The sequence below is a fragment of the Oceanobacillus sp. J11TS1 genome (assembly GCF_018333215.1).
In the GTDB taxonomy this organism is placed as follows: domain Bacteria; phylum Bacillota; class Bacilli; order Bacillales; family Amphibacillaceae; genus Oceanobacillus.
Genome location: NZ_BORO01000004.1, coordinates 163,355 through 185,484 on the forward strand (window position 1 = coordinate 163,355; position 22,130 = coordinate 185,484).

The 22,130-nt window shown below is 34.9% G+C and carries 22 protein-coding genes and 1 tRNA gene; 11 read left to right on the plus strand and 12 right to left on the minus strand.

Annotated features, from left to right (window positions below; translation table 11 throughout):
- Positions 1 to 63: 63 nt before the first annotated feature.
- The 3 genes from tpx to KI343_RS05300 form a co-directional block, all read right to left on the minus strand.
- Positions 64 to 564 (minus strand): thiol peroxidase, encoded by a 501-nt coding sequence (gene tpx, locus KI343_RS05290; protein WP_212925391.1) that lies wholly within the window; start codon positions 562 to 564, stop codon positions 64 to 66.
- An 87-nt stretch (positions 565 to 651) separates the two neighbouring features.
- Positions 652 to 1,176 carry a GerW family sporulation protein gene (gene ytfJ / locus KI343_RS05295; protein WP_212925392.1) on the minus strand — a complete coding sequence of 175 codons (525 nt, stop codon included), beginning with the start codon at positions 1,174 to 1,176 and terminating at the stop codon, positions 652 to 654.
- Positions 1,177 to 1,195: 19 nt separating this feature from the next.
- A complete protein-coding gene (locus KI343_RS05300) occupies positions 1,196 to 1,738 on the minus strand; it encodes a DUF2953 domain-containing protein (RefSeq protein WP_212925393.1) in 543 nt (180 codons plus the stop codon).
- A gap of 267 nt (positions 1,739 to 2,005) precedes the next feature.
- Here KI343_RS05300 and KI343_RS05305 point away from each other — a divergent pair, with 267 nt between their 5' ends.
- Positions 2,006 to 2,803 carry an NAD kinase gene (locus tag KI343_RS05305; protein WP_212925394.1) on the plus strand — a complete coding sequence of 266 codons (798 nt, stop codon included), beginning with the start codon at positions 2,006 to 2,008 and terminating at the stop codon, positions 2,801 to 2,803.
- 191 nt (positions 2,804 to 2,994) lie between these two features.
- Here the strand turns inward: KI343_RS05305 and KI343_RS05310 are convergent, their stop codons facing one another.
- The 5 genes from KI343_RS05310 to refZ form a co-directional block, all read right to left on the minus strand.
- Positions 2,995 to 3,192: an alpha/beta-type small acid-soluble spore protein gene (locus KI343_RS05310; protein ID WP_212925395.1), complete on the minus strand. Its 198-nt coding sequence runs from the start codon at positions 3,190 to 3,192 to the stop codon at positions 2,995 to 2,997.
- 143 nt (positions 3,193 to 3,335) lie between these two features.
- Entirely contained in the window at positions 3,336 to 4,538 is a 1,203-nt protein-coding gene (gene thiI, locus KI343_RS05315) for a tRNA uracil 4-sulfurtransferase ThiI (protein WP_212925396.1), read from the minus strand.
- Between the two features lie 6 nt (positions 4,539 to 4,544).
- Positions 4,545 to 5,687 (minus strand): cysteine desulfurase family protein, encoded by a 1,143-nt coding sequence (locus KI343_RS05320; protein ID WP_212925397.1) that lies wholly within the window; start codon positions 5,685 to 5,687, stop codon positions 4,545 to 4,547.
- A gap of 227 nt (positions 5,688 to 5,914) precedes the next feature.
- Positions 5,915 to 7,609: a septation ring formation regulator EzrA gene (gene ezrA, locus KI343_RS05325; protein WP_212925398.1), complete on the minus strand. Its 1,695-nt coding sequence runs from the start codon at positions 7,607 to 7,609 to the stop codon at positions 5,915 to 5,917.
- Positions 7,610 to 7,775: 166 nt separating this feature from the next.
- Complete coding sequence (refZ, locus tag KI343_RS05330) at positions 7,776 to 8,396, minus strand: forespore capture DNA-binding protein RefZ (protein ID WP_212925399.1); 621 nt, start codon at positions 8,394 to 8,396, stop codon at positions 7,776 to 7,778.
- Positions 8,397 to 8,537: 141 nt separating this feature from the next.
- Between refZ and KI343_RS05335 the strand changes: the two genes are divergently transcribed.
- Positions 8,538 to 9,017 carry a GAF domain-containing protein gene (locus KI343_RS05335; RefSeq protein ID WP_212925400.1) on the plus strand — a complete coding sequence of 160 codons (480 nt, stop codon included), beginning with the start codon at positions 8,538 to 8,540 and terminating at the stop codon, positions 9,015 to 9,017.
- Between the two features lie 607 nt (positions 9,018 to 9,624).
- Positions 9,625 to 10,227 (plus strand): 30S ribosomal protein S4, encoded by a 603-nt coding sequence (gene rpsD, locus KI343_RS05340; protein ID WP_212925401.1) that lies wholly within the window; start codon positions 9,625 to 9,627, stop codon positions 10,225 to 10,227.
- Positions 10,228 to 10,766: 539 nt separating this feature from the next.
- Here rpsD and KI343_RS05345 read toward each other — a convergent pair.
- The gene (locus KI343_RS05345; RefSeq protein ID WP_212925402.1) at positions 10,767 to 12,002 is read right to left on the minus strand and encodes a dicarboxylate/amino acid:cation symporter; all 1,236 of its coding nucleotides are present in this window, start codon (positions 12,000 to 12,002) and stop codon (positions 10,767 to 10,769) included.
- A gap of 666 nt (positions 12,003 to 12,668) precedes the next feature.
- Here KI343_RS05345 and KI343_RS05350 point away from each other — a divergent pair.
- Complete coding sequence (locus tag KI343_RS05350; RefSeq protein ID WP_212925403.1) at positions 12,669 to 12,902, plus strand: hypothetical protein; 234 nt, start codon at positions 12,669 to 12,671, stop codon at positions 12,900 to 12,902.
- A gap of 337 nt (positions 12,903 to 13,239) precedes the next feature.
- Here the strand turns inward: KI343_RS05350 and KI343_RS05355 are convergent, their stop codons facing one another.
- Together KI343_RS05355 and KI343_RS05360 are read right to left on the minus strand one after the other, a co-directional pair.
- Positions 13,240 to 14,640 carry a hypothetical protein gene (locus tag KI343_RS05355; protein WP_212925404.1) on the minus strand — a complete coding sequence of 467 codons (1,401 nt, stop codon included), beginning with the start codon at positions 14,638 to 14,640 and terminating at the stop codon, positions 13,240 to 13,242.
- Positions 14,641 to 14,868: 228 nt separating this feature from the next.
- Positions 14,869 to 15,786 carry a hypothetical protein gene (locus KI343_RS05360; RefSeq protein ID WP_212925405.1) on the minus strand — a complete coding sequence of 306 codons (918 nt, stop codon included), beginning with the start codon at positions 15,784 to 15,786 and terminating at the stop codon, positions 14,869 to 14,871.
- 251 nt (positions 15,787 to 16,037) lie between these two features.
- On the opposite strand from KI343_RS05360, the gene KI343_RS05365 reads away from it, so the two are divergent.
- The 6 genes from KI343_RS05365 (at position 16,038) to KI343_RS05390 (ending at position 20,677) form a co-directional block, all read left to right on the plus strand.
- Entirely contained in the window at positions 16,038 to 16,631 is a 594-nt protein-coding gene (locus KI343_RS05365; protein ID WP_212925406.1) for a hypothetical protein, read from the plus strand.
- The gene (locus KI343_RS05370) at positions 16,631 to 17,353 is read left to right on the plus strand and encodes an ATP-binding protein (protein WP_212925407.1); all 723 of its coding nucleotides are present in this window, start codon (positions 16,631 to 16,633) and stop codon (positions 17,351 to 17,353) included. The genes KI343_RS05365 and KI343_RS05370 overlap by 1 nt, the downstream gene beginning before the upstream one ends.
- Positions 17,354 to 17,473: 120 nt before the next feature.
- Complete coding sequence (locus tag KI343_RS05375; RefSeq protein WP_212925408.1) at positions 17,474 to 17,761, plus strand: hypothetical protein; 288 nt, start codon at positions 17,474 to 17,476, stop codon at positions 17,759 to 17,761.
- A 178-nt stretch (positions 17,762 to 17,939) separates the two neighbouring features.
- Positions 17,940 to 19,124, plus strand: a complete 1,185-nt coding sequence (locus KI343_RS05380; protein ID WP_212925409.1) for a Rep family protein — start codon at positions 17,940 to 17,942, stop codon at positions 19,122 to 19,124.
- 112 nt (positions 19,125 to 19,236) lie between these two features.
- On the plus strand, positions 19,237 to 19,527 hold the full coding sequence (locus tag KI343_RS05385) for a hypothetical protein (RefSeq protein ID WP_212925410.1): 291 nt from the start codon (positions 19,237 to 19,239) through the stop codon (positions 19,525 to 19,527).
- A gap of 85 nt (positions 19,528 to 19,612) precedes the next feature.
- Complete coding sequence (locus KI343_RS05390; protein ID WP_212925411.1) at positions 19,613 to 20,677, plus strand: tyrosine-type recombinase/integrase; 1,065 nt, start codon at positions 19,613 to 19,615, stop codon at positions 20,675 to 20,677.
- Positions 20,678 to 20,747: 70 nt separating this feature from the next.
- On the opposite strand, the gene KI343_RS05395 is transcribed toward KI343_RS05390, so the two are convergent.
- Positions 20,748 to 20,820 (minus strand) — tRNA-Val (locus KI343_RS05395).
- Between the two features lie 572 nt (positions 20,821 to 21,392).
- Here KI343_RS05395 and KI343_RS05400 point away from each other — a divergent pair.
- The gene (locus KI343_RS05400) at positions 21,393 to 22,118 is read left to right on the plus strand and encodes an alpha/beta hydrolase (RefSeq protein ID WP_212925412.1); all 726 of its coding nucleotides are present in this window, start codon (positions 21,393 to 21,395) and stop codon (positions 22,116 to 22,118) included.
- Positions 22,119 to 22,130 lie beyond the last annotated feature (12 nt).

A 22,130-nucleotide genomic window follows, 5' to 3' on the forward strand; every position in this document is an offset into this window, starting at 1 on the left:
GTATCTGTATTTTTTTATTTATTAAAAGAGCATGACTCAAAAAGAATCATGCCTTTAATTCTATTATTTTGTTTTTAAATGTTCTAATACGGCATCGTAGTTTGGATGGTTCGTTACTTCCGGAACATATTCTACATAAGTAATTTCATTATTTTCATCTACTACAAAGATTGATCGAGATAATAGACGAAGTTCTTCAATCAATACACCGTACTTCTTGCCGAAATCTGCTAGGCGGTGATCAGATAGTGTTTCAACGTTTTTAATTCCATTAGCGCCACACCAGCGTCCTTGAGCAAATGGTAAATCCATGCTGATTGTTAAAACAACCGTGTTATCAAGATTTGCAGCTTCTTCATTAAAGCGTCTTGTCTGATCAGCACATACTCCTGTGTCAACAGAAGGCACTACACTGATTAATTTAACTTTTCCATTGTAATCAGCAAGTGTTTTCTCGGATAAATCATTAGCTACTACAGTAAAGTCAGGTGCTTTATTTCCCACCTTTTGCTCTTCCCCTAATAGCGTAACAGTTTCTTGTTTAAATGTAACATGTTTTGGCATTATTTGTCTCCTCCCCATCTTTACAATTCTTATTCTATTATGAGACTTGTTTAGACAACTGTCCATTCATAGCTACTATTTACCAATTTAAATTTCAAAACGATTCAGAATGGACTCCAGCCCTTCTTTATCTTTCTCTGAATCCTGATCGGAAGCTTGTTTTTGATCTTTGTCACCCTTTTCATTCTTTACCTGATTCTTCTGCTCGACTTTCTTTTCTTCATCCTTTCCTTTTTTTGATAAGCCTGATTGCTGAAAAAGTTCCGGAAGTAAACCAATGATTTTTTCATATAAGTGCGTATGCTGATCCATATGCACTAACTCCATATTTCCTTCTTTTAATACTAAGAAAGCAACAGGGGTGATAGAGACTCCTCCCCCGCTACCTCCACCAAATGGAATTTCTTGCTCTTCAAAGTCACCAGACTTTACTTCTGCCGGCAAAAACTCACTTCCACCAGCTGCAAAACCAAAGCCAACTTTTGACACAGGGATAATAACTGTTCCATCTGGAGCTTTTAAAGGGTCTCCAATAATTGTATTTACTTCCACCATCTTTTGTATGCCTTTCATCGCGCTAGACATTAATCCTTCTATCGGGTGTTCTGTCATCCTCTTTCTTACCTCCTTATTATTTCAAAACGTGCATGATTCCCAGAATAGTTTTACCTAAGCGAAAGGAAATCATACATGAAAAACTCGTTTCTAAACTAGTTCTTTCGAAATCAGGCTGAACATCTATTTGTGGATTTTTACAAAGCTTTAGACGTTGCGCGAGATATCCAATAAGCCATCCTTTCATTGCCCAAATTGTCCCGCTAGCAACAGAAGTCGTAAAAGCATTTCCTGTCCCGCCTTTAGTAAGCCAATTGAACTCAAGCAGCTTTATTTCCTTTAATAATGGTTGAAATCGTATGTCTTTTAATAAATGGAGCTGTTTTAGCGGCAAACGCTTATGAAAGGTCATAAATTCTATTTCCGTTCCTTTATGATTTGCCGGGAACGAGTGCATCCGCCGTAGCACACACCATTTATAAAAATAAACAGAAACCTGCACGCCTCTCATTTCTGGAAATCGATAGTTCACTTTAATAGACCATTTACTTTGATATAAAAGAACGATAATGAAAATAATAACTGTGATAATTATTAATACGATGTATAAGCTATCCATAATCCTCTCTCCCAAGTAATGAAATAAATGACAAAATAAAATACGACATTAGTTTTCCGTATTCAATATAATCAATTCATTTTCTTTTAAACATCTTTGGCGAAAAGCCATATCGAAAGTGTTATGATGGAGATAGATAAAATCCATGCCTTAGGGGTTAAGCCTTCTTTTGTCTTCCAATGTTAAAGACAAAAAGTACGAGCCAAGCCTCTATATAGATTTTGAGTTACTTAACAATGTTATAAATTTTTGTTTGGAGGTTATCGTATGTCAAATCGTAATAATATTTTCTTTTTTTATCATCCTCGAATAGAAGGAAAGAATATAGAACATCTAAAATCGCTTGCTGAGCAAAACGATTTACATGTTGTCACCGAGCCTGAGAACGCTTCGATTATTGTCAGCGTTGGCGGGGACGGCACATTTTTACAAGCAGTTCGCCAAACTGGATTTCGTCAGGATTTTATTTACACCGGTATTGCCAATGACGGACAAGTTGGATTATATTGTGATTTCAGCGTAGAACGTTTTGATGAAATGATTGAGGCAATTAAAAATAAAAAGATTGAAGTACGACGTTTTCCAGCGATTAAAGCACGTGTTGATGGTGAAAAAGCTTTTTATTGCTTAAACGAGGTATCATTGCGTTCCAGTATTATTAAAACCATTGTCATTAATGTCAACATAGATGGAGAACACTTTGAAACATTCCGCGGAGATGGCATGATTGTATCCACTCCTACTGGAAGTACAGCCTATTCCAAATCTGTGCAAGGAGCAGTAATGGACCCTCTGCTTTCTGGTTTTCAAGTATCTGAGGTTGCTTCTTTAAATAATAATAGTTATCGTACACTAGGATCTTCTTTTATTTTAAGCAAAGATAGAAAATTACGATTAGAAGTTATTCAAGATGGCAATGATTATCCAATTATCAGTCTTGATAATGAAGCTTGGCCTGTACAGCGTATTCATCACGTTGATATAGAAATGGATGAAACCGTGGTTAAAACAGTAAAAATGAAAAACAACACATTCTGGAATCGTGTGCAGCGAACATTTTTATAATAGCCAAAACGCTTACACACTTCCATCGGGCTGCAATTACCAGTCTCATGCAAAACAAGGATAAAACCTTATCCAACGTGCAAAAAAGATAGCGTCCACACCTTTTTAGTGTTTGCGCTATCTTTTATCATAATAATTAAAAGCTGCCTCCGCTTTAGCGGAGACAGCCAGCCATTCATATTATAATTTGATTATTTTGTTCCGCTGAACTGCTGTTGAGCCATTGTTACTAATCTTTTCGTAATTTCTCCACCAACAGATCCGTTTGCGCGAGAAGTTGTGTCAGCACCAAGTTGAACACCAAATTCCTGAGCGATTTCATATTTCATTTGATCAAGTGCTTGTTGCACTCCTGGAACAACTAATTGATTTGAATTATTGTTTGCCATGTTGTTCACCTCCTTGGTACTTATAGAATGTGCCAAGCGGGGTGATATCATTCATCGAATTTAATGGCACTTTTTTCTATTTTCAACGTAAAGAAAGGGAAGAAAGTCAATCTAAGCGTGATTCAGCTTATCCTTTTTTAGTTTTAAAAAAGCTCCGTAAAATCTTCGTTAAACATCGTTTTCTCTGTTACTTTGATTGTTTCTATTCCTTCCACCGCTTCTTCAATAGACGGCGTAAAGTCATATTTTGATTCATAATAATTCACTTTATCTCTTTTAGGTTTTGTTTTTGGAGATTTCGGCACAAAGATTGTACAGCAATCTTCATACGGCAAAATGGACGTCTCATACGTTCCAATATCCTGCGCAATCTGAATAACTTCATCTTTATCCATCGCGACCAACGGACGAATGATTGGATAGTTAGTGACTTCATTGATGGTATGCATGCTTTGCATCGTTTGGCTTGCTACCTGTCCAAGATTCTCTCCCGTGGTTAGAGATAGGATACCTTCACGCTTACAGACCTGTTCACTGACACGGAACATGACCCTGCGCATAATCGTCATTGCATAGTCATTTGGCATCTCTCTAAAAATTTCTTGTTGTAATTTCGTAAACGGCACAATATGCACTGTAATTGATTTCCCATATTTCGTAAGTTGTTTCGCTAAATCCAATACTTTTTGTTTGGCACGATCACTTGTAAATGGAGGAGAATGAAAATGAATTGCTTCTAAATGAACGCCTCTTTTCATTGCTAAGAATCCAGCTACCGGGCTATCAATCCCCCCTGATAATAATAATAATGATTTACCAGAAGTTCCAACCGGCAGTCCCCCGCGGCATCGAATCGTTCCACTAGTAATATAAGTTGCCTCTTTACGAATTTCTACCTTGATTTCTAAATCAGGATCGTGGACATCGACTGTAATATCTTCTGTATTTGTTAATAAATGACTTCCTAATATATGGTTCATTTCCCCAGATCGTTTTGGAAAATCTTTTTTCGTACGACGGACGCTAATTTTAAATGTTTTTACATCCACTTCTTGCTTTAAAGCATAAAGAGCAGCTTCTTTTATTTCTTCAACATCATTCTCTACACGAATTGCTAAGCTTAAACTATGAATGCCAAATACATCTCTTAATTTCTCCACAATGGGTTCTGGATCATGGCCATTCAACAAGACGAACATTCTACCTTGTGTCCGCATTACTTTCACACCATCAAAATCTTTCACTTTTTGATGAATATTATCATGAAGCTTTAATATAAACTGTTTTGCATTTTTTCCTTTTAACGCTAATTCTCCATATCGGATTAATATATGATCATATTGCATATCTATCTACCTCAATACTTCTTTAAATTGTTGAATTGCTTTTTTTAATTCCTTTACAAACACTTCTACCTCTTCTTCCGTGTTCTCATAAGAAAAACTTATGCGCAAGCCTGCGGATGCAACTTCTTTCGTCTTCCCGCAAGCAACTAATACATGGCTCTCGGTTTGTTCCCGCGAGGAGCATGCAGACTTTGTTGAAATATATATTTCTTTTTGACTTAAGCTGTGAATGATAACTTCTGGTTTGATGCCAGGCACGGAAAAATGAACGATATGATTTGCTCCATTAACAGGGCTGTTTATTTCAATATCTTCAATCTGCTTGAGCTCTTCCATAAGCTTATCATGCAATCTTTTTAAAACATTATCCTTCTGATTAGTTTGCTTTTCTTTAACTAAACGCAATGCTTTTACAAATGAAACAGCACCAGCGACATTTTCTGTCCCCGAGCGGATGCCAGATTCCTGACTTCCTCCATGAAGAAGGGGATATAATTTCGCCGTATGATTTACATACAAAAGACCCGTTCCTTTTAACCCATGAATTTTATGTCCAGAAAAGGTACAGAGATCAATGCCTGCATTGGCAAGGTTTAACGGAACCTTGCCTAAGCCCTGCACGGCATCCACATGGAACAATACTTTTGGATATTTTTTTAACATCTTTCCGATCTCATCAATCGGTTGAATAGAACCAATTTCATTATTCACTTGCATCATCGTAACAAGAATGGTATCTTTTCGGATCGCCCTCTCCACATCTTCTGAAGAAACCATCCCTTCAGCAGATACTGGTAAATAAGTTACTTCAAAGCCTAATTGCTCTAAACTTCTGCAAGTATCCTGAATAGATGGATGTTCTGCATTGGTGGTAATAATATGTTTCCCCCGAGATTGATGCTCAAGAGCAACCCCTTTAATGGCTGTATTATTTCCTTCTGTTCCACCAGAAGTAAAAACCACTGTCTCCTTAGGAATACCCATTAAATCAGCTGCTTGCTGTCTTGCAGCCTGTAATAATTTTTCCACTTGTCCGCCTAAGGGGTGGATAGACGATGGATTAGCAAAATAATGGGCTGCTGCTTTTGTAAAACTTTCAATCACTTCCGGATGAGGCTTGGTTGTTGCACTATTATCAAAATATATCAAGATTTCCACCTGCTTTTTAACAAAAATGTAAGGCTGACCTAAGCAACAGGAGATATCCTATCCTTAGCGACAGCCTTAAATCGTATTTCTCATGTAATTACATCTATAACTTCTCCCAAATCAAAGTAAAAAAACGACTTACCTGCAGCATGTCAACTCTGTTTTAACTTTGAGCAAGTTAAGTAAATGATTGTAGTTTCTTGTCTTAACTGCGAGTATCACTATATTTACTTACTTGTTTCCATTTGGTAAGCTTCAATTTTCTTTAAAGATCCTGGTTCAATCTCTTCTATCGCTTTCGCAGCATGCTCTAAAGAAAGTTCGTATTCATAATTACGGAATAACCTTTCCGCCTCTTTCAGCTTGTTATCAAGCTCAGGATGTTTGCTTCTATAGCGGTTGGCATATTGAATCACTTGCTCTGTTAAATAAGCCTGATCCAACATCATATCCACCTGCTCATAAGCTTGTTCTATTGCTTTCTTCGCCTCTGATAACGCTTGTTGGACATTGTTCATATCTAATGGATATGTGTCTAATTCCTCCATGACCTTCTCATTTTTTTGTATTGCTGTTTCAAAACGCGTCCATATAAAATTTGGTACACCTGGTATATTACTCTTTTTTAATTTCCAATTCAAATCAGTGATCTGCCAGCGCATTTCCACTAACTTATCTCTTGCTTCCAACTCATCTTTCCGTAAATTTGCAATGGATTTCTTAAAGGATTCATGCTCTTCTTCCAGTTGTTCAATCTTCTTAAATCCTTCTTCAATTTCTTGCTTTAATTCGGAATGTGATTGCTTATCATCTTCTAGGCTTACATGCAATGCTTCTATATGTTCTTTTAACGCTTTAATTGTCTTCCCCATGGATGTAAAACGTTCCATATCATCGTTTTCTACGTGGTAAGCTTTTTTAATGTCTTCAATTTCTTGCTTTGTTGCTTCATACGTAGCACTTATTTGGTTTACAGAATCTTCATACTCTGGCCCTTTTTGTTCCATATAATGCTTCGCTATCGCTTCGCCTTCCAGCGCTTCATACATTTCTGTAATACGCATCTCCATGTGTTGAAGCTGCTGTTCCACATTTGTTGTATCGGCTATTTCAAGCTGAGATTCTATATCCTTTAATTGTTCCTGATATGTAATGATTTCTTTTTCAAATCCTAAGTGTCTAATTCGGTATCCATCTTGTCTCATCTCTTTCATTCCAGCAGAAAGATTGGTTAATTGAGATGGCAACTCTTGTTTTACTTGTTTAAGCAAATCAGGAAATGTATCTAATTTACTTTCTAACGCATCTGCATTTTCTTTTAAGTCATGAATAATGTCATTCGCTTGTAAATAATCTCCGTCTTCAACAGATTCTTGATATTGGTCCAATACTTCTTCCAGCTTATCTATTTCCTCATCAAACTGTTTTTCTGCTTTTCCGTATTGATACCTGGATTGAGAAAGCAAACTTCTTAATCCTTTAATTCTTGGCTTTAACTCCTCCGCACCATCACGACCTGTTTTTTCTGCAAGAAGCAATTCTTCTAACTCTTTCATAATTTCTTTTATTTCTGCTTCAATATTTTGGAGATGTTTTTCAGCCTCTTTTAAAATCTTATTTGCTTTGGGCACAAGGAACCGATCAGCTGCCTCTTCTGCATCCATGAGATATTTTTCCACATCCGGCAAGGATTTGGTGACAATATCTTCCCATTGCTTCTTCCATTCCTCAAATTTTTCTAATGTTTCACCAGATAGATTCAGCGCTTTAATTCTTCCAATCTGCTTTGCAACATCTCTGTCCATAATATCCAATTTCCATTTTTCTATTAGGTCTACCTGATCGTAAACCCGTTTTCTTACAATTAAAGCAACTGTTAAACATACAATAACCGCTAAAATTATGCCTACTACGACAGCCATACTTTGCCTCCCAACCAATAAACATCTATATAAATAACTCTAATTATCGCACGAATATATCCTTTATAATATCACGTATTCCGCCCTTTTGGCTAAAGAAAATACATTTTTCTTACTGATTTATTACTTTTTTATGATTATGTAGAAAAAAGTCGATTAAAATTCTTCACTCTTTTAGTGATTGTAACTCATTCGCGTTAAATTGAATCCATTTTTGGATGCTTTTAGTGTATTTTTTAACAAATTGTTCGTGAGCAAATGTACCTAACACTTGATCTTTCCAGTCAGTATGCAAAATATATGGAGTTATTAACATTCCTTTTAACTGCATAAATAAATACCGTTTTTCATCCTGTTCTACATTTGAACCAATGGTTTCTTGAAACAGTTCCTTTAAATAATAGTTCTCCTTCGCTAAGTAGGTAACTGTCATCTCTCTAACAAAAACAGAGTCAAGCGAAAGTTCACGCTGAATAAAACATGTTAATTGATGATGCATTTGCTTATAATGTATAATTGAAAAAATCAATTCATTTAATCGATACATAGGAGGATTACCTTCTGTTTTTTCCAGTGATTCTTCCATTGCAGCTAGATATGCTTCATAGTAATTTGTTACAGCGTATTCTAATAGTCCTTGTTTTCCTTTAAAGTAATAACTTATTAAAGAAACATTTACAGCAGCTCGATCAGCAATATCACGCACGGAAGTCCCATGGAATCCCTTTTGAAAGAATAGGGAGGAAGCAGCATCAACTACTTTTTGTTTGGTTACGTTATTTTTCATCATCATTCAACTCCTTACTCTATTCATTTACGACAAAGAAGGGGATAAATCCTTTAATCGATTATCGACAATTATTGCGTTTATGTCGTTGTATGTCATCTTTTACCCAAAAACGATTGCTACTTTAGGAGGTAACACGAAATGTTTCAACAACTTGATTATTCTGGAGAAAAAACCAAAGACTACGAGCTTCTTATCAAGCAACTAGATGCCTTATCCACAGGGGAGACGAACCAAACCGCACTATTAGCAAATGCTTCTGCCCTTCTCAACCAATTTTTAGACGAAGTAAACTGGGTTGGATTTTACTTAACAGAGAACGAAGAATTAGTGCTTGGACCTTTCCAGGGTCTTCCTGCATGTATCCGTATTCCTTTTGGCAGAGGGGTTTGCGGTACCGCGGTATCTGAAAAGAAAACACAACGTATCGCAGACGTACACCAATTCCCTGGTCATATTGCTTGTGACGGTGCATCAAAATCTGAAATTGTGATTCCTGTCTATCGCAACAACGAGATAATCGGTGTTTTAGATATTGATAGTCCGAATAAAGATAGATTTGATTCTATTGATCAAGAATGCTTAGAAAAATTTGTTGCTCATCTTGAAAAACATTTATAAGAGGTTGTTCAAAAAGTCCGGTAAAAATGACACTTTAGGAAAAGGAACTTCTACTAAAACCGCCCCCGTCGTGTGGGCAACGTAGAAATCACCTCATCCTTAGGAAGCTCGTTGGCTTGCTTTTCCGTTCCTCACGTATTACTTGCATACGTTCCGGTACGGGGAGTTACGCCGCCTCGAACTTCTTGGTCCTTTTTATCCTCCTTTTTGAATACGCACTATAAGTACAGATTTCCACTATTATTCATAGTACAGCCTTAAATATCTTCATTATAACTTATAGCGTTTCATTATGAACTTTTTTTCACTTTTAAAATCAAAATAATGGCATGCAAAACAGATATTAAGTCGTTCTATTTATTTTTTCTTCTATTTGCGGTTGACAGAGCTGCATGCAAAATATATACTAGAGTTTGTGTAAAATAATAAGGTGGCCTAAGTGAGTCGACGCTTGCACTCATTTTGTTCCTTTTTAAGATAAAGCTTTTAAAGGTGTATCGTGTAACTCTCTGCTACTGGAGCGATGGTACATGAAAACAAAATGAACAACGAAACGATCACGCGCGTTTTATTTTATGCAAATAAAACATAAAGGAGGAAATGTCCTATGTCACGTTATACTGGATCAGTATGGAAGAAATCACGTCGTCTTGGCATTTCATTAACTGGAACTGGTAAGGAATTAGATAAACGCCCTTACGCTCCTGGTCAACATGGACCGAACCAACGCAAGAAACTATCTGAATATGGCTTGCAAATGCAAGAGAAGCAAAAATTACGCTTCATGTATGGATTGAACGAACGTCAATTCCGCAACCTATTCAATAAAGCTGGTAAAATGAAAGGTATCCATGGTGAGAACTTCATGATTCTTCTTGAATCTCGTCTTGATAACCTTGTTTACCGTCTTGGTCTTGCTCGTACACGCAAGCAAGCACGTCAGCTAGTTAACCATGGCCATGTTACAGTAGATGGTTCTCGTGTAGATATCCCATCTTACTCTGTAACACCTGGTCAAACAATCGCTCTTCGTGAAAAATCTCAAAAGCTAGATATCGTTACAGAAGCTATTGAAGTAAATAACTTCGTACCAGAATACACTACTTTTGATGCTGAGAAAAAAGAAGGTACTTACGTTCGCTATCCTGAGCGTTCTGAACTTCCAGCTGAAATTAACGAACAGCTTATCGTTGAATTCTACTCTCGTTAATTTTGATTCTTTGCAGAGAATAACATCTAAAGCCTTAGAACATTGTTCCATCAATGTTCTAAGGTTTTTTGTATTTTATCAATCATCTTACAGGGTACTGAGAAAATGAAACGATTTGTTCTCTTTAACTCGATTAGATAAAACTAGTTCAGATAGCATAAGTTTTATCAATTTGCCAATTGTACCAAGAGTTATCCAACTTTCCGAACCTCCCACTAGGTATGTCTATGGTGTTATTACCTACGCTGCCAATTTTACACCATGTTATTGCAAAACTTCCGACTTTTGATAAAATAAATTCAAACCAACAATCTTGAAAAGAAATCTCTGCTTGCAACCAAGAATTCATATAATGCAATTATCACAAATGAATACTTAAATCCCAGTCTCATACTATATTATATCTTCTTCCATCTTCGTAGTATAAAAAATACCTTACTACAAAGTTAGCTAATCCCTGCTCTAATTTCTCCACTTTCTTACTCGTAAATAAAAAAACAAGACGCAATCATAAACTTTGTGCGTCTTGTTTCTATTAGTTAAGTCCTGGCAACATCAGCTTTTTCCATCCAGTCCTTTCCTTCAATATGTCTTGCAACAACCATACTGGATACTGTATCACCTGTTGAGTTAACCATCGTAGCAGGCGGATCAATGACAACTCCGATAGCGGTAATGATTGGCAAGGCTTCAATTGGGAATCCATATAATGCGATAATCATCAGTTCCCCCGTAAACCCACCTCCAGGAATTCCACTCATAACAATCCCAGAGAGCAAACAAATACCAATGGCAGTTAAAAATGTATCAATCCCAGTAAAGTCCTGATTAAACACACCAAAGATAAAGGCAATTTTTAACATAGCTGACAGACAAGAGCCATCCATATGAATCGATGCACCAAGTGGCATGATTGTCTCTCGGATATCTTTTGGAACACCAATCCTGTCTGCAGCCTGTAAATTAACTGGGATAGTAGCAACACTGCTTCCTGTGCCTAATGAGGTCGCAGCTGGACCAAGTATATTCTTCCAAAAACGGCTTATTCCTTTTTTCCCTCCAGCGATATATGCATATAGTGTAAAACCAATAGTGAAATATAAAATAGAAACTGGGTAATAGATAATAGCAGCTTTTGCATAATCTCCAATAAGAGCCGTACCAAATTCTCCTACTAAGGATGCAAAGTAAGCCCCTAATCCAATCGGTGCATAATACATAACAAGCTGAATAAGTTTCATAAATACTTCCGAGGCACTGGTCAGGAATTTACCAAAAGGTCTCCCCTTTTCTCCAGTCAACCCTGTTGCAACACCAACTAGAATCGAAATAACAATAAGGGCCATCATATTATCTCTTGAGAATAAATCAACAAAATCTGGAACAGTAAATGTATTGACTAATTGATCTCCCAAACTTTGTTCTTCTATATTTTCAGGAGTACTTAAAGGAATATCTACTCCTGAACCCGGCTTAAAAATAACTGTAGCAACAAGCATAAATACAGATGCAATCACACCAGTTATTATAAATACCGTAATCATAGATCCCATGATTTTCCCTAGCCGCTTCATGCTATCCATGCTGGCAATTGCTGATGAGATAGAGAAAAACACAAGCGGGATAACAATCATAAACAGTAGATTAATAAATAAGTCTCCGAGAGGTTTTATAATTGTTGCCTGTTCATCAAATATTAATCCGATTATTGCTCCAATAATAATAGAAGCTAAAAGAATAAGCGGAAATCGATAGGCTTTTATTTTTGCTAACATTATTTTATTTCCTTTCTTTATTTATTGTTTTTTAATAGAACTACTTTATTTTACAGGAAGAAGGAGATGAAGGGAAGTTATTAAATCATTGCAAACATAAAAAAACAGAAATTAAATATAAAGTAATCACTAAAAAATCGCCCTTCTATACATCTGTACAGAAAAGCGATAATATCAGGTGAATTCTATATTACTAGCAATGGAGACAGAGCGTTGCCTTGCATATCAACGCCTATAGCGCCATAAAAAAGCCTTCTATGCGTTAATTTTAATCAACGCATAGAAGGCGGAACACTACACTCAAAATGTCATCTAACACTTTGAGCAAAATGACGTGATACTGCGATTTATGATTCCGATTGGGCTCGAACCAACGACCTCTACCCTGTCAAGGACAATTGTAAGAAACATAAGTGATATATACGATTATAAACCTTATTAAATCAAAGCTTTTAGAAAATCTATTAAGCATTGAAAACATATAAAATAATGAAGTCGTCATCGACTCGTCATCGAAAATAAAATATGGAGAATAGTTACATACATTATAAACTTGAATCAATTTGTTTAATTCCAAAAACGAACAAGACGCTAATCAGCTAATGATATTATTTGTCATTACGTTAAATGGAGATAGGTATAAAAATATTTTATAGGAGTGATTAGATGATAACAGAAAAAAAGCAGGAAGATTTATTAATTAGAGAATTAAATCGGAAGTTACTTTTAGGAGAGATAGAAGAAAAAGTGCTTAGTATCACTTATAATCTACTTTCTGATAAGCTATATGCGATAGATGATGCAATTCCTGAATTAATTGAAGCTATTATTCTACTAAATCAGGAACAACAAGTAATAATACAGGAAATTGGCCGTTTGAGAGGTTTTAATTTATCATAAAGTTTTTAACTTCATGATATAGTTTTGACATACACATAAATTTCAAAATCATTTTATTAAAAACAGCCCTCTTTTATATGTTAGAGTCGAAAGACTGTAATGTATAAATGAGGGGAACCAAGCGGTAAGCGCGGTAGGAGCAACCGCATTTTAACTCTCAAACAAAAGAATAAAGGTCATAAGTACTGCAAACAATCTATTATTCAGTTTTCGTTTCTTGCGATTCAAAATACCCCTCCTTAATCGTTTTACTCTACATTAAAAGAGTCTACTAAGAGATAGTTTAAAACTAACCTTAGTAGACCCATTTAATAAGTTTTATTCAGTTTATTATGACTCAACATCCAAAGTCTTTACAAAAATCACTGCTACTATCTATTTCGAAATCTCCACTTTCCCAAGTACTATCTCCATCTTTTCCTGTAACATTGTTATGAATGTTTCCACTTTCCTTTGTCTCTCCCATATCAGTGCTCCAATTACCCCCTGAATTAGTGGAACCACCACTATTGCTAGAACCTTTACTTCCTGAACTGCTAGAATTAGAACTTGAACTTCCGCCGTTAGAATTACTGCTAGAACCCCCAGTACTCTTACTACTGCTAGAGTTACTGCTTGAACCACTTGATGCATTACTACTTGAACCACTGTTAGAACTGTTGCTAGAACTATTGCTTGTACCTCCGTTTGAAGAAGAACTACTGCTAGACTGTCCTCCACCATTAGAAGTTACAGCATTGTTACCTCCAGTTGAACCACTAGATGACTGGCTACCCCCGTTTGAAGCACTTTCGCTACTTCCGCTAGAATGTGCACCCTCGTTTGTTGCTGACCCTGTACCTTCACTTGCTTGTATTGGTTCTTCTTGCTGTGCTTGTTCCGTTTGCTCTGCTTGTTTCTCTGCCTGTTTTTCAGCTTCCGATTCTGCTAGTTTACGAGCTTCCTCTTCCTCAGCAAGTCGCTTTTCCTCCTCACGCTCTGCAATGAACGTTTCTACTTTTGATAACTTACCTTCAAAATCTTCCTTTATTTCTTCGTTTTTAATCTTTGCAACCGCTTCTGTTGCTTCTTCTAAGGATTTGCGCTCTACCCCTTTGTTGACCTTGTCCTTGTCTTCCTTGTCATATAACTCTTTTACCTTGTTTTCAGCAGATGCGATATGTTCTAATTGAGTATTACCCTCATCAATAAGCGATTTCACTGCGTCTAACCATGCATCTTCCTCTAAAGTACTCGCTGATTCTAATGATTCGGATAAATTATCAACTTTTTCTGTAGTTACGTCCTTTTTCAAAGCTGGCTTCTTAACTTCGTCACCGTTGATAGCCGTTTTTGTGAACAATTCGTTTAATTCTGTTTCTAAAGCAAACTTTTGTTCAACAATTTTTAATTCACTAGCAATATCTTCTTTTGTTGTTTTGATGAATTCGATGCTCTCTTCGATATCGGATTCTTTAACGTTGTATGCTTTCACATCGTCCTCAACTAGTTTTAAGTTGTCTTTTGCATTTTCGATTGTTCCCTTTTCTAAGTCCTTTTTTAAGTAACCGTCTTTACCGTGAAACTCGCTTACCTGAACTGCTAAATCACTTAGGATGCCTTCCTCTGCATGTAACTCTGCTTTTGCTTCTTCTAAATTCTCTTGATAGTTAGCGTCGACAACCTTGTACGATGCCCCTCCGATGATTGACGCTCCTAATACTGCGGAAGCCACGATCACTATTGTTTTTTTCTTCATAATCACTCACCTTTCTATCACCAAGTAAACTAATTTATTATGTACTATCAATTAAAATAAAGCACCTTATTAATGAATTCAGTCTATCATAAAATAATCATAATGTCCCGGAAAATTCAATAAAATTGTCCGTAATCATGTAAATACACCTAATACTTTGTGCTCTATTACAATGCTTAGATAAATAAAAGAACACAAAAGTTGGTTTACTTCTGTGCTCTCTTTACTTTATAACTTAGAATCCTCCTTGTCATTCTTCATACCGATTAAACTGTTCTTTAACTGTAAAACGATCCTATCTAATTCAGCTTCATAGGATTCATTAAGTTCCTTACTTTCTGAATGCAATGTATTTAAATCCGTCATTAAAGTTATTAATGGAAAAAGAAGAGATGGCGAAGTATTTAGTAAGTCAAGTATTTTTTCGTGAATTGCTAATTCCTCTCCAATTCCTTGATTTTGCTTACCTTTAGTAAGATTAATTTTTTGAGAAGATGATTTATCTACCCCCAATCTTCTCAAAAGTTTTTGTAATCTAATTAATCTAAGTCCATCAATTTTTTTTTCATTAAGTAATTGCCATTCAAATTTATCTTTTACTAAATTTGGTTTATTCATTTTAGCATAGATTTTGTCTTCGTTTATAAATACTTTAGTAATTTTTGGGTCTTCTTTCTTTAATTCATTTTCATATTCTGTTAATTTTTTTTCGCCATTTAAAATAGACTCTTTCAAACTTGTTTCTAATTCAAGTTCATAATCAAAAAAACAAAAATCTTTCTCTTCTTTTGTTGCATCAAATTCATTAAGGGCCGTTTCTTTAATATTTTTCTCTATCATGTTAAAAACTGCTAGAAATTCATTATTTTCTTTCATCTTTTTCAGAATAACCTTACGAGGATACCTTTTTTTATTAATCCAGTATGATACTGTATTTTCGTGAACATAATCACTGTCGCCAAAAACATCCTCAATAAAATTAAGAGTAGTATACTTTTCTTCAGTTAATTTATTTTTTTCTTTCTTATAATATTTAATTACTTCAGAAAGAATTAACCTGTCAACATTTTCTCCTGTGTAATAATTTTGTACGAGAAGATTTTCATATTCTTCACGATATATTTCCTTCAAACTAACTTTTTCCATTTTTACCTCCTTTCACAATGTAAAAAAATAACATTGTGATTTAATATTTCACTTAGAATAACATAATATTTTGTGACTGTCACTATTAATTTTATAAAAAGAATAAAAGTAGAATGAATATTATGTCATAAAAAATCACAATATCAGAGAATCAACTTATCCGGTATTAACGTAATTAAGAAAGCACTATATACTTTATTTGTGAACAGCGCTGAACACAAAAAAATTATAAGAAAATAAGGAAGGTACTTATGAAAGAAATATTAGACAATATAATAAAATGGCTTTCAAATCTGATTAAAGAACGGCAATTTGCTAGTGCGGAACGACTAGCGAAGAAAGAGGCTGAACCAGTTCCATTCATTCAATATGAAAGAGTATTATTTTGGTTTTTATACCATCACTCAAATAAATACACAGGAATTCAATTTAAAGATAGGCTTACTCAGGAACTGATAAAGAATAAAGAATATGGGTTTGATCCCTATGCGTTTAATCTTGATTTTGTAGTATCACGTGGTCTTGTTACAGAAGAGTTATTAATTTTTAATATGAGAAATTCATTGGCTCGTGTGTTTAAGGTAAAAAAAACAAATTATGCTTGCCAAGGAAAATATAAATTGAATGCAAATGAAATGAACAGTATTGCAGACCTAGAGGAATTAAAAGAAGCATTTAATGTATTTGCAGTACAATCATTTGGACTCGACCCAAATAAAATTATTCTTTTACACAGTATTGTAAAGGAACAAAGTTATCTCATTTTTAATTTATACCAATATGGAAAATTCAAAGAGTATCACAAAAATACTACTGAAATTAGTTTGGAAGATGGTGACTTTTAATGTTTTCAATACTAACAGATTTAGAAATCAATAAGCGTATAAAAGTAGCGTTAGATAAAGTTCCTCACTATTTAATTGTAGGTAATACAGGTACAGGAAAAACAACATTCTCTTTAACACTCTTAGGGAAGATAGGTAAATACTATCCAAACGCTGAACTTTACTTACTTGATTTTAAAGGCGACGATGCCTTTTTGCCATTCTCTGCATCTGCTAGATATTACACATATACAGATTGCGAAGATGGACTAGCAGAAGTACATGAAAGATTTTCAAAGCGTTTAAGTAAGGAAGATGAGAGTGAAAATCATATCATCATATTTTTTGACGAGCTAAGTAGTTTTTTAAATTACTTTGATAACAAAAAAGATAAAGAATTACAGCAAAGAAAAATAGCGGAAATGCTAATGATGGGACGTTCTAAAAATGTAAATGTTATTGTTTCATTGCAACGTCCGGATGCAGAACTATTAAAATTTGGTTCTCGTAATCAATTCACTTTTAAACTCGCTCTTGGGAACAATTCAAGTGAAACTCGTAAAATGGTCTTTCCAAGTAGTGATGTTGAATTTAAGCCATGTACACAAGGCTTTGGCTATGTATCACTGCATGATAATAGTCCAAAACAAATTGCTACACCTGTAATTAAAAAATATCACCTAATCAAAGAAGAAATTCAAAAGCTACTGTCAAACGGTACTCAAACAGATTTTTATGAATAGGTAAAGAAATTATTAAAATTATGTCCAAATGCTTTGAACGACATTAAAAGCTATAGCACCTAAAGAAATTTTGCTAGCTCGAGATAGTTATTTTTCTTTAGTGAAAGGAGAAGAAAAAATATGGCTACTTATCAATTATTTTTAGACAGGTTATTAACTACATCTGCTGAGCCTAGAACAAAATATGCTTATAAAGATGGTGAACGTACAGATAAAATTGAAGGCTATTCATATCGACTCATTGATGTGATTAATGGTGAAGTCCTTACAGTGACTATTCCACATAATAAAGAATTGCCTTCTGAAAGTTATGTAGAAGTGGTTAATGCTACTGGTACTCCTTATATTGCTAACAATCGGGCAACTTTAAGCGTAAAAGCTAAAGATATCGTTCTTGTTGATGAATAATAAATAAAACCTATGATTTCTCAGAACGCTGTGTCGTAGACGAAAAGCGTTCGAGAAATCATAGAGAGAAATAAGTGTCAATCTCAATAAAACATTGATATATCAGGGGGTGAGGGCTTGTTATCACCCCCAAAAATTAAAAGTGCCAGTGTTGCCGTAAAAAAGGATGATTCTTGAAATGGTAAAAGCAAAAAATATGATGTACGTGCAAGATATGGAACATTTGCCCTTTAAAAACCTAGAAACTCTTATCCACCATATTGAACAACATATTAAACCTAAAAAATATGCAGGGATATTACATGATAAAGATAAAAAAGAAGATGAAACATGCAAAAAGCCACATGTGCATATCATGATGCAATTTGAAAATGCCCGAAGCATTGATAATATTGCAAAACTATTAAACGATAAACCACAATACATTGAACAATGGAAAGGAGATTCTACAAATGGTTATTCCTATTTAATTCATGCAACACCTAATGCCCAAGATCAACATCAATATGACAGCAGTGAAGTTAAAGCAAATTTTGATTATAACGCATTCCTTCAAAATACTAAAAAGAGTATTCAATTCACAACGCATGGAAAAAGTGAATTAATCATCAAAAATCTATTAGATCAATTATATACTGGCGAAGTTACTAAAAAAGAAGTAGAAGAAATTCTTACAGGTTCACAATACGCCAAAGCAAAGACCAGAATTGAAAATGTATATCAAAAGCGCATGGAACGGTTGGCTGAAGAATGGAGGAAAAAAATGCGTGAAACAAATCAATCCATTGAAGTTATTTGGATTTATGGAGAATCGAGTGTAGGAAAAACAAGATTAGCAAAAGACTACGCATCACAGTTTGGTAGTAATTATTTTATTACTGGTTCAAATAAAGACCCTTTTCAGCATTATCAAGGACAAGAAAAGTTAATCATAGATGAACTTAGACCAAGCACTTTTCAGTATAGTGATTTATTAAAAATGCTTGACCCATTTAATGATGATGTAATGGGGGCAAGTCGATATTATGATAAGCCGTTAACTGCCAGTACAATTATTATCACCTCGCCATATAGTCCCAAAAATTTTTATTCAAAGATGGCACAAGATAATAAACAATTTGATTGGCGTACAGATTCTTTTAAACAATTGGCTAGGCGACTTGGTTTAGTATTATGTATGGATAAAACTTCAATGGGAATTGCTTTTTATGATGAAAAAGAAGATACCTTTTTTCTAGAAAAATCAAGTAAACAGCCTAATCCATATATAAATATTACTCAAAATGAGGTTAGATTAAGAAATGAAAAAGCAGAGAGCCTTTATAAAAAGATTAGTACGAGAAAAAAAGAAAAAGATGGATAAGAGCTTGCCAATAAGCCGACCAAAGCAAATATTGACAGAGCTCCTAATAGATTTCTAATCGTAGTATCTCATTTTTTTCTTAAAATGAAAAGGAAGATGGGGGAAACAAATCATGCTCGATACACCTTTAGTAAGTATACAAATTGATGATGATGAAATAGAACGGCAGATTCTCAAACAAATTGAGATAAAGATGAAGGATATAGGAAACAAAAAGCTATTTTATAGTCTTGATGATTTAATGCAAATCACTTCTTTTTCAAAAGGGCATATCATGAATACGTTCTTTCATGATAAACGATTTAAACATATCAGAAGGAGAGTCGGGCGTAAGTGGGTATTCCCTGTCGCAGATACAGATGAGTTTCTGAAAGCATGGATTAAAGAACAACCACATGAATAATGCTTGAATAAAAGGGGACAGTTTGCTATTTTAAATAGTATGTATGTAACTGTTCTCTTTTAATTTGAAAGGATTGAAAGGGAATATGTCTATTGAAACGAAAGAAGTAAAAACAGGTAAACGATACAGAGCAAATGTATACATGAAGGGGGAACGCTTAACAGGTTCTTGGCGAAAGCAAAAAAAAGAAGCAGAACAAGATGAGGTAGATTTTAAACATCAATTATTTTCAGGTTCTTATGTCAAAGAAACAAAGAAAACATTTGATGAATGCGCACAAATCTATTTTGATTTAACTGCACCTAAACACATGAATGCAAACACTATTTACGGTGAAAAGTGTTATTATGACAAACACATTAAACCAGTGTTTGGTGACCGTCAAATAGCTTCTATTAAACCGTATGAGGTACAAAAATTGTGGACGGAAAAAGAAGAAAGTCTTTCATCTTCCTCTATTACTCGAATGCATAATATCATGAATAAGGTTTTTAAGCAATTTGTAAAGTGGGATGAAATCAAGCGAAATCCTATGAGTAAAGTGGAAAAGCCGCGTATAAGGTATAAACGTACAGACGTATGGTCAAAAGAGGAAGTAAAGAAATTCTTAATGTGTGCGAAAGACTTTCAAACCTATATTGTTTTTTGGATCGCTCTAAATACCGGTATGCGACAAGGGGAAATATTAGCGTTACATTGGGATGATATAGACTTTGAAAGACAAGAAATACATGTAAAGTACAATCTCGACCGTATGACACAAAAAAGAGGAACACTGAAAACAGAGTCCTCTGAAAGAATTATTTATTTAACTGATTTGCAACTTGATGTATTGAAAAAGCATAAAAAAAGTCAAGACCCAAAAACAGACATTGTATGTTCTTCAACAGTTGGCACATATATAATGCCACGTAATATAAAAAGAGCAATGCAAACAATTTGTGATAATACAGGTCTCAAACAGATACGCTTTCATGATTTACGTCATACACATGGAACGCTATTTCTTAGTGTGACAAAAGATGTGAAAGCAACGCAAGAGCGGTTAGGTCATGCTGACGTTCGTATGACGTTAGAGCGCTATGTACATTCGTCAAATAAAGTACATCAAGAAACAGCAAATCAATACGCTGACTTTATGGGTGTGTGACTCGTCACTGATTCGTCATCGTAAGGGGGCAATCTGTGGAGACTGCCCTTTGAAACCCTTGCTGTGTAAATGATTCCGATTGGGCTCGAACCAACGACCTCTACCCTGTCAAGGTAGCGCTCTCCCAACTGAGCTACGGAATCGTATGTATAAATATATTATACAGCCAAATGATAGAGAAGGCAAGCTTATGATTGCATAACCCCCAAGTTCTAAGCTTCCTTATTGTCCAATTTTTAGAGAACTTACCAGGTAATCATAGGAAAGCATAGCTACCTCTAGTAGATTTTGGGAATGGTAGATTATATCCTTCCGTAAAGAATTCCATATTTCACTGGGTAATCAAGATTGCATTTTTCTCCTGTATCCATCCATATGCATGATGTTATACAATAGCGTTTCGCAAACCAAACTAATCACTAGCATAGTTAGACCATTTCATCTTATAATGAAATAAATTAATTATTTATTATTATTATTTGAATGCGTTTACCATTTTTGGATGCAAACGCGCAATGAGCAAGCATACAATTCGGGAAGCAGACGAAATTATTATGCCGAAAAAATGGGAAAATCATTGAACAAGAAAGCCACCTGAATCTAATGAAACAGCAAGGAATGTAGTATCGGCTTTATCAATAAAAGCATCAAGTGACAGTATAATCATTCAATGATAGACTATTCCTATACTATAAAAAAGGCTGAGGTGGGAAGCTTGCGCAGAAAAGGAAAAATGATTGAAAAAGAAATAAACAGTTCTTTTTTAGAGGAAACGATGACATTACAGATTTATCATCCTGAAACTTTCTCAGAGCTATATAAATATGAAATCTGTATTATGCAAGATGGGAAAGATTATTTTCAATTGGGAAGAATCGCCACTTTGAGTGATCTGCTTCATGATGAAAAAGAAATGCAAAACGTTGTTTTTGTTGGTATCCACTATAAAGATAAATATGATCGCAGAAAAAAATACCATCCATCCGGCGAACAGAATGAAGCCTATACAAATTTTCTTGTGCGTGAGGTGGTACCTTTCCTAGATGAATTCATCCCAACATACCATATGGGAAAAACGCGTTCTTTAATCGGTGATTCTTTAGCAGGAACGTTAGCATTAATGACAGCAATGAAATATCCTCATACATTTGGAAAGGTAGGTATGCAATCTCCTTATGTCGATGCTAACGTGTTAGCATTCCTAGAACAAGCTAAGCCTTTGCAGACATTGGACATTTACCACACGATTGGAACAAAGGAAACAGAAGTACAAATGAGTGATGGAAATACAGCTGATTTCTTAGGACCTAATCAAGAATTAAACCGGGCGTTAGAAGAAGCTGGAGCAACGTATACTTATCATGAACTAGAAGACGGTATTCATACTTGGAAATATTGGCAAGAGGATATGCGCCGTCTCCTTACAACATTATTTGATTAAAATTTCTATTTT

Coding starts and splice junctions, on each gene's coding strand:
- tpx (WP_212925391.1), bottom strand. CDS start 564: ATGCCAAAACATGTTACATTTAAACAAGAAACTGTTACGCTATTAGGG.
- ytfJ (WP_212925392.1), bottom strand. CDS start 1,176: ATGACAGAACACCCGATAGAAGGATTAATGTCTAGCGCGATGAAAGGC.
- KI343_RS05300 (WP_212925393.1), bottom strand. CDS start 1,738: ATGGATAGCTTATACATCGTATTAATAATTATCACAGTTATTATTTTC.
- KI343_RS05305 (WP_212925394.1), top strand. CDS start 2,006: ATGTCAAATCGTAATAATATTTTCTTTTTTTATCATCCTCGAATAGAA.
- KI343_RS05310 (WP_212925395.1), bottom strand. CDS start 3,192: ATGGCAAACAATAATTCAAATCAATTAGTTGTTCCAGGAGTGCAACAA.
- thiI (WP_212925396.1), bottom strand. CDS start 4,538: ATGCAATATGATCATATATTAATCCGATATGGAGAATTAGCGTTAAAA.
- ezrA (WP_212925398.1), bottom strand. CDS start 7,609: ATGGCTGTCGTAGTAGGCATAATTTTAGCGGTTATTGTATGTTTAACA.
- refZ (WP_212925399.1), bottom strand. CDS start 8,396: ATGAAAAATAACGTAACCAAACAAAAAGTAGTTGATGCTGCTTCCTCC.
- KI343_RS05335 (WP_212925400.1), top strand. CDS start 8,538: ATGTTTCAACAACTTGATTATTCTGGAGAAAAAACCAAAGACTACGAG.
- rpsD (WP_212925401.1), top strand. CDS start 9,625: ATGTCACGTTATACTGGATCAGTATGGAAGAAATCACGTCGTCTTGGC.
- KI343_RS05345 (WP_212925402.1), bottom strand. CDS start 12,002: ATGTTAGCAAAAATAAAAGCCTATCGATTTCCGCTTATTCTTTTAGCT.
- KI343_RS05350 (WP_212925403.1), top strand. CDS start 12,669: ATGATAACAGAAAAAAAGCAGGAAGATTTATTAATTAGAGAATTAAAT.
- KI343_RS05355 (WP_212925404.1), bottom strand. CDS start 14,640: ATGAAGAAAAAAACAATAGTGATCGTGGCTTCCGCAGTATTAGGAGCG.
- KI343_RS05360 (WP_212925405.1), bottom strand. CDS start 15,786: ATGGAAAAAGTTAGTTTGAAGGAAATATATCGTGAAGAATATGAAAAT.
- KI343_RS05365 (WP_212925406.1), top strand. CDS start 16,038: ATGAAAGAAATATTAGACAATATAATAAAATGGCTTTCAAATCTGATT.
- KI343_RS05370 (WP_212925407.1), top strand. CDS start 16,631: ATGTTTTCAATACTAACAGATTTAGAAATCAATAAGCGTATAAAAGTA.
- KI343_RS05375 (WP_212925408.1), top strand. CDS start 17,474: ATGGCTACTTATCAATTATTTTTAGACAGGTTATTAACTACATCTGCT.
- KI343_RS05380 (WP_212925409.1), top strand. CDS start 17,940: ATGGTAAAAGCAAAAAATATGATGTACGTGCAAGATATGGAACATTTG.
- KI343_RS05385 (WP_212925410.1), top strand. CDS start 19,237: ATGCTCGATACACCTTTAGTAAGTATACAAATTGATGATGATGAAATA.
- KI343_RS05390 (WP_212925411.1), top strand. CDS start 19,613: ATGTCTATTGAAACGAAAGAAGTAAAAACAGGTAAACGATACAGAGCA.